Source organism: Microbacterium sp. (genome assembly GCF_052102115.1).
Lineage (GTDB): Bacteria > Actinomycetota > Actinomycetes > Actinomycetales > Microbacteriaceae > Microbacterium.
Genome location: NZ_JBQDVP010000031.1, coordinates 19,787 through 34,475, shown reverse-complemented (window position 1 = coordinate 34,475; position 14,689 = coordinate 19,787). Strand labels below are relative to the sequence as shown.

Genomic DNA, 14,689 nt, shown 5'->3' with positions numbered 1-14,689 from the left:
CTGGTGACGGTTTCGATGCGGGTGATGTCCGCCGGCGACGGCTACAAGTACCTCCTGCGCACGGTCGCCACCGGTGACGGAGACCGTGCTCTCTCGACGCCGCTGACGAGGTACTACACGGAGGAAGGAACCCCGCCCGGCAGGTGGATGGGGTCAGCGGTCACCGCGCTCGGCAGCGGAAGCATCACTGTCGGAGATGAGGTTTCTGAGGAGCAGCTTCAACGTCTGATCGGGCAGGGCCTTGACACGGTGACCGGCCAGGCGCTCGGCAGGCCGTACCGGAAGTACCCGACCGTGACCGAGCGCATCGAGCACCGCACCGCACGTCTCGACGCGGGCCTCCCCGTGACCGCGCGTGCCGAGGCCGTCGCCGCGATCGAGGCTGAGGAGAGCGTACGGGGCGCACGGAAGGCGGTTGCGGGGTTTGATTTCACGTTCTCGATTCCGAAGTCCGCATCGGTGCTGTGGTCGGTTGCGGATGCGGGCACGCAATCGCTGATTGCGGACGCGCATCATGCGGCGGTTGCAGAGATGGTTGCGTTCATCGAACGCGAGGTCGCTGCAACCCGTGTCGGTGCGGCAGGCCGCAATGGGGCGGTTGCGCAGGCCGATGTGTCCGGGGTGATCGCGACCGCGTTCGATCACTACGACTCCCGCGCTGGTGACCCGCATCTGCATACGCATGTGGTGATCTCGAACAAGGTGCAGACCGTGCGCGATGGCAAGTGGCGCTCCCTCGACGGCCGACCCCTCCACGCCGCCACCGTCGCGCTCTCCGAACTCCACGAGGCGGTATTCGCTGACCACCTCACCCGCACGTTCGGGGTCGAGTGGGAAGCACGCGACATGGGGCGCGACCGTAACCCCGCCTGGGCGATCAGCACGGTGCCGGAGAGGTTGGTGGCGGAGTTCTCATCCAGGTCACGGCAGATTGATCAGGAGAAGAACCGTCTCATTGCCGAGTACGTTGCCCGTCAAGGCAGGCAACCGTCGCTGGCGACGGTCATCAAACTCCGTGCACAAGCGACGTTGGCGACCAGGCCGGAGAAGCAGGTGCGTTCGCTCGCGGACCTCACCGGTGAGTGGCGGGAGCGCGCGTCGCACCTCCTCGGTGAAGACGCCACCCGCTGGGCCCGTACCGTCGCCGCGAACGATGCACCGCTACTGTTGCGCGCTGATGATGTGCCGCTGGATGTGATCGCCGCGTTAGGCCGGAGTGTGGTCGAGGCGGTCGGTGAGAAGCGGTCGACCTGGCGCAGGTGGAACCTCACCGCCGAGGCCGCCCGTAAAACGATGCCCTTCCGGTTCGCGACCACGGTGGATCGTGAAGCTGTCGTGGGGATGGTCGTCGATGCCGCCGAGCGTGCCTCTCTTCGGCTGACTCCGCCGGAGCTCGCATCCAGTCCGGCCGTGTTCCGCCGCTCTGATGACAGCAGCAGGTTCCGGCCGATCGCGTCCACGGTGTATTCGTCACCGGACATCATCGCGGCAGAAGATCGGCTCCTCGAGCGCGCCCGCACCATGACCGCACCCACGATGCTAATCGAAGTGATCGAGAAGGTCACCCGCCGCCCAGATCGCGACGGCCGACTCCTCGCCGACGACCAAGCCGCAGCCCTCACCGCTGTTGCGATCTCAGGCCGTGCAGTCGATGTGCTGGTCGGCCCCGCAGGCGCGGGAAAGACGACAGCGATGCGCGCCCTGCGCACTGCGTGGGAGCGGGAGCATGGGCGTGGCAGCGTCGTCGGCCTCGCACCGTCAGCGGTCGCCGCACAGGTCCTCGCTGAGGATCTCGGTATCAGAACGGAGAACACGGCGAAGTGGTGGCAAGACCACCAGAACGCGGGTACATCGTTCCGTAATGGGCAACTGGTGATCGTGGATGAAGCCTCGCTCGCAGGAACGCTCTCCCTGGACCGCATCACGGAGCACGCAGCAGAGGTGGGCGCGAAGGTGCTGCTTGTCGGTGACTGGGCGCAGCTGCAATCCGTCACCGCCGGTGGTGCGTTCTCACTCCTCGTTCACGACCGTGCCGATGCCCCGGAACTGGTCGACGTGCACAGGTTCGTCAACGAGTGGGAGAAGACGGCCTCTCTTGATCTCCGCCATGGCCGGACCGAGGCCATCGACGCCTATGCCGAACATGACCGCATCACCGGCGGTGACACCGAGGCGATGATCGACGCTGCCTACACCGCCTGGCGCAACGACACCCTCAACGGTGCTTTGACGGTGTTGATCGCGGACTCGAACGACTCCGTCCACTCGCTGAACCAGCGCGCCCGTGCTGATCTGATCCTCGATGGCATCGTGGACGCCCGCCGCGAAGTCGCCCTCCACGGTGACGCGCGTGCCGGTGTGGGTGACACGATCATCACCCGTAAGAACGACCGCCGGCTCCGCACCCCGCGAGGGTGGGTACGCAACGGCGACCGTTGGACGGTCACTGGCATCCGAGACGATGGATCACTCACCGCACGCCGCGCGAACAGCCGCGGCACCGTGATCCTCCCGACCGGCTACGTCTCCGATCATGTCGATCTGGGTTACGCAGTGACCGCGCATAGGGCGCAAGGCATCACGACCGACACCTCGCATGTTCTTGTTGATCCGTCTACGACGAGGGAGAACCTGTATGTCGCGATGACCCGCGGCCGGCACGCGAACCTCGTGTACGTCGTCACCGACCGCCCCGACGACAACCACACCACCCCGCACCCGACCGACGACCCGGATGCGACCGCGCGGAGCGTCCTCTACGGAGTGCTGCAGCACGTCGGCGCCGAGCTGTCCGCGCACGAGACAATCACCGCAGAACAAGAATCATGGGGGTCGATCGCGCAGCTCGCAGCGGAGTACGAGACGATCGCGCAAGCCGCACAACACGACCGCTTCGCCACCCTCATCCGCGAATCCGGCCTCACTCGGGAAGAAGCAGAGGACACGATCCACTCCGACGCATTCGGGGCAATCACGGCTGAACTGCGAAGGGCGGAAGCGAACCATCACAACATCGATGCCCTCATGCCGCGCCTGGTCGCAGCACGCGGCTTCGGCGACGCCGATGACATCGCCTCCATGCTCCATCACCGTCTCGCCCGCGCAACCGCCAGACCCGCCGGTTCCGGGCGCACCCGCAAGGCACCCCGCCTGATCGCCGGCCTTATACCCGAAGCCACCGGCCCCATGAGCGCCGAGATGCGGAAAGCTCTCACAGAACGGCGCGAGCTGATCGAGCAACGCGCCGTGGCCGTCCTCGACCAGGCTCTCACCGGGCAGCAGGAATGGGCGCTCGCACTCGGAGACGCACCCGCCGAAACACGATCAGCGGCAGCGTGGAAGCAGCAGGCGCGAACCGTGGCCGCGTACCGCGACCGCTACGGCATCACCACGCGCACGCCGCTCGGCCCAGCACCCGACAACGACGCGCAGAAGATCGACGCCGCGCGAGCGAAAACCGCCCTCGCAAAGCTCCGCGACCTCGCTGGCACCGAAGGGCACAACGACCCGGCACGGACGGTGCACCGTGAAGGTGCGAGCCGGGGCCTGTGACCGGTCGCCCTTCCGAATGTCGCCGGTGCGTCGTACCCTTGGGGCGAGGCGGATTTCTCCTTGATATGACGCTCCCCGGGGCAGGCCGCAAGGCCACTCACACACGCACCGCCTCCGACACTTCGTCGTGCATGTGAGAGGAAACCCCGTCATGATCCGCCAGCTCTGGACCCTCAGCGTCCACACCCGCGCATTCCTGCGCCGCTACATGCCCACCAACATCCTCCTCGACGCCATCCGCACCCGCCGAGGACTCAAATGGGGTGTACCCGCGATGCTCCTCGCTGCGCCCTACCTCCTGGCCGCGAGCACCCTCACCACCCTCATCGCAGACGGCGGCCCCGGATGGCTCAACCTTCTCGTGCTCCTCTGCCTGTGGAACACAATGAAGTTCGTCATCATGGGGCCGGTCAGCCTGATCCTGCTTTCCAGCGTCCGTGTATCGGAAGCAGCCGCTGCTCATGCAGAGCAGCGAGCCATGGCTGAGCTGGTCGATCAAAAGGCATGACCACCTGCGAAGACTGCGCGTGCGTACAGCACCAACAGTCAGGAAAGATCACCCACTTGCGCGCCGGAGGGAGCAGGAGCCGCAACGAGGAGACTTAAGACCAGATCCATCCGATACGCCGCCGTAGACCCGCGCGAACTGGAACGAGCGGCTTCGATAGCTCGGCGTGATCGATCGTGCCGGCGAGCGCACAAGCGAACCCAGCCAGTCTCAGGAGAAGGGCTGACTCGCCTTCGTTGAAGCGAGACTTGAATCCGTGCGCGCTCAGGTTGCGGATGTTCAGTCCGTCGGATAGCAAGGTGGCGCGAAGCGTGCGAACCCAGTCGACGTCCAGGCCGTTATCTTCGAGCGCCTGGACGTAGAAGTCCAAAGCTGGGAATCGACCAGGGCTTGCGCCTCGTTCGGCTCTGTAGAGCGGTTCATCGAGCTTCAGTAGTAGGCCCCGGGCCGCAGCCTCAATGAGGGGCAGGCACACAAGGGACGCTCCGGTAAAGTCTCTTTCCCAATGGCGCTTCTGAGCGTCAGCAAGCTGCTCCGATAGAACCGGATCACAAGCAAAGATGCCGGCGAACCAGTTGGCGAACTCTTCACGGCTGGGGCTGTCGAATCTCGAATCAATGTGCTCAAGTTCGAGCGCCAGAATGCTCGCCATCGTACCGATGTTGCTGCCTTCGATCCGATGAAGTTGCTCTTCTTCAGCACTGGCACCTGTTCGGGTGGGCAGGTTCAAGGGTCCAAGAGAGATGTTGCTCACCAACGACAGCAAACCCTGACGCCCGGTCTCTGCTTCTGTCACGTTCCTTGCGTGATCACCGGTCGGCGCTGCCCCAGCGAGAAATACTCGGTAAGCATGACGCCAATCACGCGCATGCCGGTACTTCCGAAGATGACGTCGAAGATGGTTCCTCGAAATAGGTAAGTCGTGCTCAAACGTCTGCAACTCGACATCCTCGCCTGCAGCCTGAAGAAAGACGGCTGCATCGTCCCGGAGATCGAACTGCGCGTACCTCTCTGCCAGTTGCATTGCCTCGTACCCGAAGTAGACCTTTCGTAGCCCGTTGGTCTCGCCCCGTGCGTTATCGAGATACCAGGAAATGTGGAGTCGCGCGGCCGCTGTCTGGTCCTCTTCGCTCTCTGCCGCCAGATGGAGCAACCTGACGATCTCATCGATGAACTCGGGCGCTGTCGCAGCGATTCCTCGGAGGGACTCTCGAACTTCGATTCGCTCCGAAGAAGCTGTGGAGCCATCTCTAGCCGGAACGCTCAAGAGAGCGAACAGAGTCAGCGCGGCGTGGCTGTGGCCGAGAGTAAGCATTTCTCGGGCGAGTTTCAGTGCCTGCTCTCGCACGGAGGCCTCGGTCGTCATTCGGCGGCTTCGCGCGATCGTGTTAGCTCTCGCAAGTGATATCGCCCGGCGCCCTGGTTCGAGGGCGTTATCTCTCGCGCAGGTTCGATAGTGCTCAACGGTCGCTTCTGCGTGTGCAGGCGAAGCGTCCCGCCTTCCGCTAAGGATCAGATCAGCGAGGTGAGCACGAACCATGTGGTCCGATACCGAACTCAGCAGTGCTTCGCGAAGTAGCCAAGCTGCCTCCGGGGTCGCGGCGAACGGGCGGGTGGCGGTCGCTCTGACATTTGATTCCTCGAACGCAACGGACCCTGCAGTTGTGAAGTCCTCTTGGAGCTCGACGCCGAAAAGGAAGTCGAACTCGAGTCGGACCGGGTCAGCCAGTGATCCATAGTCCGCATCAGACCAGGACCTCGTCCAAATCTCGGTAGTGTCGCTCGCACCATGAGCATGGTTATCAAGGAGCGCACCGATCCGCACTGAATGCGTCTCTTCGAACTCATACTCCACGCGTCGGTCCCCGATCTGTCAGCGAAATCCTCCTAAGCCTTACCCGCAAGGTTGTCCGAGGTAGTTACGGGGCGACAAGCTTCAGGGGGCTGGTTTCCGCAGGGACATCCCATTGCTCAACACCAGGACCGTTGCGGTCCCACTTCGTGAAGCGGACGTAGGTGGTTCGGAAATCTTCGCTTACCGGGCGAAGTTTCCTCGCCAACAACGAGGCGAACGCGTGATCGTGGGTTGTAACGATCAGTTGGCGATGAGGGAGTATCTTGCGAAGCAGATCAACGAGGCCGAGAAGGTGCACGTCGTCCAGGTTCTGAAGCGGGTCATCGAGTATCAATGACTTCACGTGAGTAGGCGCGAAGCCGAGGTTGAACGAGAGGAACAAGGAGACGGCAAGCGCGTTTGCTTGCGATGTAGATAGCGTCTCCCCGGGCTCCGTGACATCGACCTGAACCTCGTCGTCACGCAGCATGGGCGTGAGTCGGTGCTTCCCACCGAACTGGCGTGTGGCAATCTCAACGGATCGGAACGTTGGATGGGGGTCGATTGCTGCGTAGAACTGACGCAGAAGAGGCTTCAACTGCTTCAAACGGTCGGCAACAAACGTCTCCGCGTCTGACTTCACTGCATCAAGAAGTGCGGTAGCGACGTCATTTGTGCGCCGCCGATCGGCAATGTCTTGCTCCTTGGAAGCCAAAGAGCTGCGGAGTGCCTTGGACTCGATTTCGATTCGATCACGTCGTGTCTTCGACGAGTCCAGTGAAGCTGCTGCATCGAACTCGCGCCCTGCCTCCAATGTCCGCGCAATCTGAGACTTCCGCCTCGCTACACGATCTAGTTCAGATGCGAGTCGTTGGATTTCGCTGCCCGCCTCTGCTGACGCGTCAGGCAGATCATCAGAGAAGCTGGCCAGAATCTCCTTTACTCTGCTCTCCCGATGCTCCTTCGCCGCTTGTGCTGATGCGCGTTGTTCGAGCATGGCGCGGTGCTGATCTGAGACAGTCTTGAGTTGCAGGGACAGTTCACCCAGACGCTTCTCTGCGGCTTGGAGCTTTGTTCTTTGTAGTTCAGCGCCTTCTCTGAGAGCGGCGTTCTCTGTTTCGTTGGCGATGGATTCGAGGCGACGACGATACGCTTCCGGATCGACTTCTTGACCACAGGCTGCGCAGCTATCTGCCACGTGACGGAGCAGGATCGACGCCATACTTGCGAGCTCTTCACGAATAGAGGATGCCTGTCTACGCACGGCATCTGCTTCTCCAACTGCGACGCGAAGTAGCTGGATGTCGTGCTCGACCTGTTCCTTCTGATCCGTCAGATCAGCAACTTGGCGTTCGAGTTCGATGACTTCGGCATCGTCCGGACTTTCGGGAAGCGGCACGCTCAGTTCCGCCTGTGCCGCAAGCAAGGCGGCCTCGTCCTGCTCGATTGTGCTGCGCTCCTGGTTGAGGGCAGCACGCAGTTTTGTGAGCGCACTCTCGCTCAGCTCCCAATCTTTCGCTTCTGTAGTCGCGACGAGGCCGAGCGCCTCAACGTCGTTGCTCCATGTCTGCCATCGGGCGATCACCTCGGCCGTATTTGCTTTGGTGATCTCGGTTTCAAGCACGGACAACGACGCTGCGAGGTCTTCGAGCTTTGCGCGATCACCCTCGAGCGCTGAGTCAGCCTGGTTGACCGCGCGAACCCACGCTCGCTTGTGCGACTGGAGTTCATCCGCGAACTCTCGTAGACGCCCGGCACCCACCATGCTTGCGACCGCATCGAAACGCTCAGTGTCCTGGCGTCCGGTCAGGAACTCCCGTAGCGACTCCTGCTTCAAGTAGATCGAGTCCACGAACGACTGTGCCAATGTGGCGAAGTCTTCGTTGGTATCCGTGCCTGCGAGATTCTGGCGGAGCCAGACCTCCGCATCCGCACCACGAAGTGACGCTTCGTTAACGCGCACTCGAAGTGGAGCGCGAAGTTTCTTGGCGTCGGTCTCGCCCGGGTTCTCCAACGACCTCGTGATGACAACATCGTCACCGTCGAAGTCGGTTCGCAACTCAACCGTCGTAGTTCCCGACTTGCTGTAAAGGTTTCGGGGTCCCTGCGTGCTGGTGGTCTTGCCCGAGATCGCCCATGAAATCGCGTTGCAGATTGTCGTCTTGCCATACCCATTCGCGCCAACGACGATCACCACGTCTGCGTCAAGGTCGATGTCAACCTCGCCCGAGACTCCGCCAAACCCCGCGATGGAAACTCCAGTGACTCTCATAGTGCGTCCATCCCTGTCCGCTGGGTTGCGATCAATCGTTCGTGGAGCGCTTCAAGAGGAGACTCGCCTGCCTCATACGCAGCGATGACCACGTCGAGGTGCGCATTGCTGTCAAGAGCCCCCGCAACGCGCGATGGGAGCGTGGCCAAGGGGTCAGCCCTCCCCGGCGTGGTGTCGAGATCAAGGTCGAGAATCGGCGCCAGTGTTCGCCTAACCTGTGGTGTCAACTCCAGCGGATCGAAGACACGACTTGGTAGATCGTCCGCTGTCAGCACCAACTTGCGTACACGCCGCGTGTCAGAACGTATGGTGCTCAGCTCGGCAGCCAGTTCCTCCGGAACGCCGTCCATCGCGACGAGGATGAGGTATCCATCCCAAGACTTCGGGTCGGTCGCGATTACGTTCGCACCTAGGAAATCGACCACGTGATCTTGTGCCGTCCCCCATCCGGCGACGAGCTCTTCAACCGACTCAAATGCCCACACCGCGATCACTGAGTACTCGTCTTCGAACGCCATCGAGCTGGAAGGCCAGGATCGGTGGCGAGCGCTGTCTACGCGGACGATCTCAGACTCTGCAAGCAGCCTTGTGATCTCGGTGAGAAGCAGTTCGTTCGTTACAACCGCGTCGGTCATCGTCGTAGCTCCTCAACCGCTGACTGCAAGTCAGTCGCGGGCCGTCCTAGGTAATCGTCTGCGAAGATCGGGTGAATGCTGTCGGCGCCCCTAATGAGGTCGCCTGATGTGTCCTCCCGAACAAGGTCATCAACACTTGGCGTTCGCGTGTTTCTTGCTCCAGCCACGATGACAAGATTGGTTCGTTGCTGGGGCGCCAGGCGATTGTTTCGCTCACGAATCTTGGCGCTGATGGCGCTCCATGCAATGGTGCCTCCACCATGAGCAAGCCCAAAGACGAGCGTTGAACCGCCACCGGTGTTGACCGTGAGACGGCCATGCTCATCCAGGTCCAGGGAACTCGTTGCGAGCGCTGCCGACAAGTGGTCCGTTGCTACCAGGAGGTGCGCGATCTGCCTTTGGTTCGCGGCGTCACCCTCTCCGGCATAGAAGTGCGGGCCCAGTAGCCAGATAGCTCTAGCGCGGCCGAGGTCGAGCAGCGTGATCTCTTGGATAGGTGTTGCGACATCTTCCGACCGGCGCAACGCCATTTCGGGGTCATCGTCCGCCATCTGGCTATGTGCGTCACGGACTCTTTGCAACTGTTCGAGAACTACCCTTTGAGCGAGTCTCGACATGAAGTCGCCCCAGTAGAGGTCGACAGTTCCGGTGAGATTCGCGCTCAATGCTTCGTGGAACTTCGAGTCTTGATTGCGGTCGACCAGATAGTAGGAGGATTGTGCTTTCGCGTCGAGGTTGCTGACGCTCTCAGTGAGAACATTGGCGGGACTGCCCAGGCCGACGAATACCACGACTGGAGCTGACAGATTTGCAGCTGCAATCACGCTCTCCCACTCTGCAGCCCAGTCTGTATCGAGCGCGCTCTTTCTGAGTACCCAGGTCTCCTCGGGCTGATTGACGCTTCGGTGTAGGTGCACCACGGAATGTGAAGCAAGGTTCGCGTGCTCGTCAGGACCTTCTACGAATGTGATGTTCGTGCTGTTGCCCAGGGCGGTTACGGCGTGTTGGAAGGCCAAGTCGTAGTTCAGAGTGATCACATGCCGAATCGCACCTTCGATGAGCAAGGCGGCAGCTATGAGGTGCCCCGAGTTCGGGGCGGCCGTCCGCCAAGTGTCCTTCGGTAGGCGACTCGTCAGTTCAGTCTGCGATCCGTACTTGTCGTACAGCAGATCAGCTAGAACGGAGAGGTCGTCGGGATCTGTGCACTCTCCGTCGTTCAGAACGCCATCGGCAACAAGTCGCCGGTATGCTTCGCGAGAGTAGTGCGCACCACTCGCAAAGCCGGTCGGCTTCTCCATCGAGACGCCGGCACCAACAACGAGTACCACGCGGCTGCCTGCTGCGTCCGTGATGCGTTGAAGGATTTCCGCTGGGAAAGCTGCCGGGTCTGTCGACTGGCTCGGGTCAGCTTCTGGCAACACGTCCTCCTCATCGGTGAGAGCTTTCACGTCTACCGATGAGGTCAGCCGTGGTGATCACATGATCCCTACTCTACTAACTCCACCTCCTCAAGCCGAAGAATCTCGGCGAGCCTCGTGAGGGCGTCTGCCTCGCGGCCGAATCAGACCTCTCTCCTCCACCACTGCGTTCCGGACCGTTTTCTCGTCGACGCCAAGCCGTTCAGCGACCTCCCGTAGCGTGAGACCTTCTGCGTATAAAGAAGCGGCATGGGCGCGGCCGGTAAGACTGAGCCCAGACGTCCTGAGCCGCGCTCCGTCCTTGGTGACGAGCGTGGGGACCGTCCCGCGATGTACTGCATACTTCGCGGCGATCATTCGAACTGGCATCCCCGCTTCATAGTCCGCGACCAACTCCGCCCGCCGTTCCGGGGTCAACCGTGTTTGAGACTTCGCCGCATTTTTCGCAACTACGCCTCGCGAATCGTGCCTCTCCGGGGTTCGAGTCCGCGGTCCGCGTCGCTCAGACCCCTTGAGAACACGGCGAATGAACGTTTTGAGTGCCGGCCTCGTGTTTGAGAATCGCTTGGGAAGGTCCACTCCAGGACCTGTGCTGCAGCGTCGCCCTGATGAAGAGGGGCGGGGCCGCGAACCCGAAACGCTGACCCCGCCCAGGGTCGGCCTTTCCCGAGTGCCTGACCCCTACCGCGCCTTTGGCTCACGGTGACAACATCAACGTTACGAGCCACAGGTCACGGACCGCATCCACCGCAAGGCTGATATCCACTGGTACCAGGGGAGGATACGGTCCGGGCTCAGTCGTCCTCGGCGACGCGGATGAGGACCTTGCCGATGTTTCCCCGCTGCACGGCGTCATGAGCGGCCGCGGTCTCTTCCAGCGGGAACCACGTCAGCGGCAGGCCCGCAACTGCGCCGACGGGGAGCGCGCCGTCCTTCAGCGCGGCGGTGATGTCGTCCGCCGCGGCGTTGAGGGCTTCTTTGCCGACGGTGTACAGCAGCAGCCCCTGCCAGCGGGCGTTCTTCGCGAAACTGGCCATGATCGGCGCGGTGAACGTCTCGCCCTTGTCGTTGGCGTAGTACGCGATCGAACCGTGATTGGCCAGCACCTCGACATCCAGCGCCGCGTTCACCGCGGGCGAAACCTCGACGATGTGATCGACGCCCGCCGGAGCCGCCGACAGAATCTGCTCGCCCAGCCGGTCATCGGGGTAGCGGAACACGTGATGAGCGCCGGCCGCACGAGCGAGGACCGCCTTCTCGTCGGTGCTGACCGTCGTCAGCACCGACGCACCGGCCCAGACGGCGAGTTGGATCGCGGCATGGCCGACGGCCCCGGCTCCACCCTGGACGAGCACGGTGCGACCGGAGAGGGCGCCGGAGGAGAGTCGCGCCGGGCCGAATTCGTGCACGGTCAGGGCACGGTGGGCGGTCATCGCCGGCACGCCGAGACTCGCGGCTACATCGAAACCGACACCACCGGGCAGCGGAATGGCGCGCGCCGCCGGAACCACGGTGAGATCCTGAGCGGTGCCGGTCGGGCGCTCGTGGGCGGCGAGATGCACCCAGACACGATCTCCGACCTGCAGGTCGGAGACGCCGTCGCCGACCGCGTCCACGACACCGGCGCCGTCCTGGTTGGGTACGATCTGCTCGAACGGCATCGGCGTTCCTGACGGGGCGCGAGCCTTCCAATCGGTGGGATTCACCCCGGAAACATGGATGCGGACGCGCACCTCATCCGGGCCGGGAAGCCCTGTTTCGTGCTCGATCAGAGTCAGCGTCTCGGAGTCGCCTTTGCCGGTGTACACGATTGCTCTCATGCTGGGTGCAAGGCCGTGACGCGGGGGAGTATTCCTGATCCGCTGCGAGCAGGCGACTGGTCAGGAGGTCATCGCGCCGTACCTGGAGTGGGCCGCCAGCCCTCCTCTTCGCGCAGTGTGCCGAGGATCCGCCGGCTGATCTCCTTCAACTGTCTCAGCTGCGGCGTCGTCAGCGGGTCGATGACCATTCGGCGCACTGCCTCCACGTGGCGCGGGCTGGCCTGATCGACCCGGCTCTGACCTGCATCGGTCAGGACCGCGAGCGTGAATCGGCCATCGCTGGGATCAGGCATTCGACGCATCCATGTGCGCTTCTCCAGGCGCGCGGCCGCGCGCGAGAGCCTGGAGAGTGAACTGTTCGCATAGCCGGCGAGCACGCTCATGCGCAGCGTAGCTTCGGGGGCGTGAGCGAGGGCGTAGAGGATCCCGTACTCGAAGTGCGTTATCTCTGAGTCGCCGAGAAGTTGCGCATCGAGCGCGGCGGGCAGCCATTCCAAGAGGGTGGCCAAAGATGACCAGGTCTCCAGCTCATCGTCATCGAGAGCGGCTGGAACAGATGCGTCGGACATGCCAGCAGACTACGCGATTGACTTGCTCAGTTAAGTCAAATCAGGGAGGATGACTTGACTGAGCAAGTGAAAGGGATTTATGGACGTGGAGCTGGACGGCAGACGAGCATTCGTGAGCGGATCGACGCAGGGGATCGGGTACGCGATCGCGAAGGGGCTTCTCGCCGAAGGGTGTTCCGTCGTCATTAACGGGCGGAACCGGGAGAAGGTCGACCGCGCGGTTCAGGAGTTGAAAGCAGGGAGCCTTGACGCGCTCGTCTCAGGGATCGTCGCCGACTTCGAGGACTCGAGGCAGACGGCGCAGCTCATCGACGTGCTCGGCGATGTGGACATTCTGGTCAACAACGTGGGACGCTTCGAGCTCACCTCGTTCGGCGATATCGGCGACGACGACTGGCAGCGCTACTTCGATGTCAACGTCATGAGCGGCGTGCGACTCGCACGGCACGCCCTGCCGAGCATGCTGGAGAACGGTTGGGGACGCATCCTGTTCATCGGCAGCGAGTCCGGAGTGAACATCCCCGCCGACATGCTGCATTACGGCGTCACGAAGGCCGCGATGCTCGCACTGAGCAACGGCCTTGCCAAGCTCACTCGCGGCACCGAAGTGACGGTGAACACGATCCTCGGCGGACCGACGTACTCCACCGGCGTCGCTGACACCGTCGACGCGCTCTCACAGGCGCAAGGTCACTCGGTGGATGCGCTGAAGGCAGCCATCATCGGAGGCAACGCGACGTCACTGCTTCAGCGTTTCATCGACCCCGAAGAGATCGCCAATCTCGCCGTCTATCTGGCGAGCCCGCTCTCTTCGGCGACCAACGGTGCGGCGCTGCGGGCAGACGGCGGCGTGCTCACAACGATGATCTGACGGTGGTTCAGAGACCCGGTCAGGACTCCTCGTGGACGCGCGGATCGGCATTGAACAGCCGCCCGTCGGCACGGCCGAGCGCGGTGATCGCCTCGACGTCGGCACCGTCGAGCACGCGGCACAATGGATGGATGCGCTGCCCCTGCACCTCCGGTGACACCTTCGACTCGTGCTGCGGGCCGATTCTCGCAGGAGCGCGGGCGGCGCCGACCGCCGAGCGGCTCATGCGTTCGCGGTTCACCGCATTCGCGACCGGAGACGCCGCGTACCTGCTGCGATCCTGGCATCCCTCGACGAGACCCGATGATCTCGAACTCGATGCCGATACTCGATGGACTCGTCTCGACATCCTCGACACGGCCGCAGGCGGACCCTTCGACACTGACGGGGTCGTGGCCTTCGAAGCGTTCTTCCGCGAGCGCGGCACGCCGGGCTCGATGCGGGAACGGAGCCGGTTCGTGCGCGAGGCCCGCGTCTGGATGTACGTGGACGGTAGATTGGACGTGTGAACGCCAGCCCCGAGCACCAGCGCATCCTTCTCGACGTCGCCGACCTCGATCGCCGCCTCCAGCAGGCGGAGCATCTGCGAACGACGCCTCCCCAGGGAGCACGCATCAACGAGCTGGCCAAGGAACGACAGGAGCAGCTGCGTGAGTTGACGATCCTTGCCGGGACCCGCGACGATGTGCGCACCGAGCTCACCCGGCTCGAATCTGACGTCACGGTGACCGAGCAGCGTCGAAACCGCGATTCCGATCGCCTCGCCGCAGCCACGAATTCGAAGGATGCGCAGGCCCTCGAGCACGAGCTCGCCAGCCTCGCCAAGCGCATCAGCGACCTCGAGGACATTCAGCTCGACGTCATGGGCAGGCTCGAAGAGGCCGAAACGGCTGTCGGCACCCAGCAGGCGCTCATCGATACGACCACCGCCGAGGGCACCAGGCTCACCGCCGAGGCGAAGGCGCAGATCGCGGCGGCCACGACCGAGATCGATCAGCTGAGTCGCGATCGTGCGGCGATCACGGCGGACATGCCCGAGGACCTGCTCGACGAGTACACGCGCCGCGCCTCACGCGGGATCGGCGTCGGACTGCTGCGCCGCGGCACCTGCGAAGGCTGTCGCATGATGCTCTCCGGAACCCACCTCAACGAGATTCGTCAGGCCGCACCGGATGCCGTGGTCTCGTGCCCCGAGTGCGGCGCGATCCTC

Annotated in this window: 13 protein-coding genes; 5 read left to right on the top strand and 8 right to left on the bottom strand. The window is 63.0% G+C overall.

All coding sequences use genetic code 11. From position 1 onward, the window contains the following. Positions 1 to 3: 3 nt before the first annotated feature. The gene (mobF, locus tag ACTICP_RS10625; protein WP_441892176.1) at positions 4 to 3,552 is read left to right on the top strand and encodes a MobF family relaxase; all 3,549 of its coding nucleotides are present in this window, start codon (positions 4 to 6) and stop codon (positions 3,550 to 3,552) included. 151 nt (positions 3,553 to 3,703) lie between these two features. Continuing rightward, positions 3,704 to 4,060 (top strand): sulfate permease, encoded by a 357-nt coding sequence (locus tag ACTICP_RS10620; RefSeq protein ID WP_087136590.1) that lies wholly within the window; start codon positions 3,704 to 3,706, stop codon positions 4,058 to 4,060. A 94-nt stretch (positions 4,061 to 4,154) separates the two neighbouring features. On the opposite strand, the gene ACTICP_RS10615 is transcribed toward ACTICP_RS10620, so the two are convergent. The 7 genes from ACTICP_RS10615 to ACTICP_RS10585 form a co-directional block, all read right to left on the bottom strand. After that, the gene (locus ACTICP_RS10615; RefSeq protein WP_441892173.1) at positions 4,155 to 5,426 is read right to left on the bottom strand and encodes a hypothetical protein; all 1,272 of its coding nucleotides are present in this window, start codon (positions 5,424 to 5,426) and stop codon (positions 4,155 to 4,157) included. A gap of 553 nt (positions 5,427 to 5,979) precedes the next feature. Then, on the bottom strand, positions 5,980 to 8,166 hold the full coding sequence (locus ACTICP_RS10610) for an AAA family ATPase (protein ID WP_441892171.1): 2,187 nt from the start codon (positions 8,164 to 8,166) through the stop codon (positions 5,980 to 5,982). Then, the gene (locus tag ACTICP_RS10605) at positions 8,163 to 8,801 is read right to left on the bottom strand and encodes a hypothetical protein (protein ID WP_087136592.1); all 639 of its coding nucleotides are present in this window, start codon (positions 8,799 to 8,801) and stop codon (positions 8,163 to 8,165) included. The genes ACTICP_RS10610 and ACTICP_RS10605 overlap by 4 nt, the downstream gene beginning before the upstream one ends. After that, positions 8,798 to 10,249: a hypothetical protein gene (locus ACTICP_RS10600; protein WP_441892169.1), complete on the bottom strand. Its 1,452-nt coding sequence runs from the start codon at positions 10,247 to 10,249 to the stop codon at positions 8,798 to 8,800. The genes ACTICP_RS10605 and ACTICP_RS10600 overlap by 4 nt, the downstream gene beginning before the upstream one ends. 60 nt (positions 10,250 to 10,309) lie before the next feature. Then, positions 10,310 to 10,576 carry a helix-turn-helix domain-containing protein gene (locus tag ACTICP_RS10595; protein ID WP_179205207.1) on the bottom strand — a complete coding sequence of 89 codons (267 nt, stop codon included), beginning with the start codon at positions 10,574 to 10,576 and terminating at the stop codon, positions 10,310 to 10,312. A 437-nt stretch (positions 10,577 to 11,013) separates the two neighbouring features. Beyond that, positions 11,014 to 12,039, bottom strand: a complete 1,026-nt coding sequence (locus ACTICP_RS10590; RefSeq protein WP_441892167.1) for an NADPH:quinone reductase — start codon at positions 12,037 to 12,039, stop codon at positions 11,014 to 11,016. Positions 12,040 to 12,107: 68 nt separating this feature from the next. Beyond that, positions 12,108 to 12,608, bottom strand: coding sequence for a MarR family winged helix-turn-helix transcriptional regulator (locus ACTICP_RS10585; protein WP_441892165.1), 501 nt, complete (start codon positions 12,606 to 12,608; stop codon positions 12,108 to 12,110). A 112-nt stretch (positions 12,609 to 12,720) separates the two neighbouring features. On the opposite strand from ACTICP_RS10585, the gene ACTICP_RS10580 reads away from it, so the two are divergent. Beyond that, positions 12,721 to 13,479, top strand: coding sequence for an SDR family NAD(P)-dependent oxidoreductase (locus ACTICP_RS10580; protein WP_441892163.1), 759 nt, complete (start codon positions 12,721 to 12,723; stop codon positions 13,477 to 13,479). 19 nt (positions 13,480 to 13,498) lie between these two features. Here ACTICP_RS10580 and ACTICP_RS10575 read toward each other — a convergent pair whose 3' ends face one another. After that, complete coding sequence (locus tag ACTICP_RS10575) at positions 13,499 to 13,705, bottom strand: hypothetical protein (protein ID WP_441892178.1); 207 nt, start codon at positions 13,703 to 13,705, stop codon at positions 13,499 to 13,501. On the opposite strand from ACTICP_RS10575, the gene ACTICP_RS10570 reads away from it, so the two are divergent. Together ACTICP_RS10570 and ACTICP_RS10565 are read left to right on the top strand one after the other, a co-directional pair. Further along, entirely contained in the window at positions 13,611 to 13,988 is a 378-nt protein-coding gene (locus ACTICP_RS10570; RefSeq protein ID WP_441892161.1) for a YchJ family protein, read from the top strand. The two genes, ACTICP_RS10575 and ACTICP_RS10570, sit on opposite strands and share 95 nt — an antisense overlap. Then, positions 13,985 to 14,689: zinc ribbon domain-containing protein (locus tag ACTICP_RS10565; RefSeq protein WP_441892159.1), on the top strand; the 705-nt coding region annotated here is incomplete at its 3' end. The genes ACTICP_RS10570 and ACTICP_RS10565, both read left to right, overlap by 4 nt.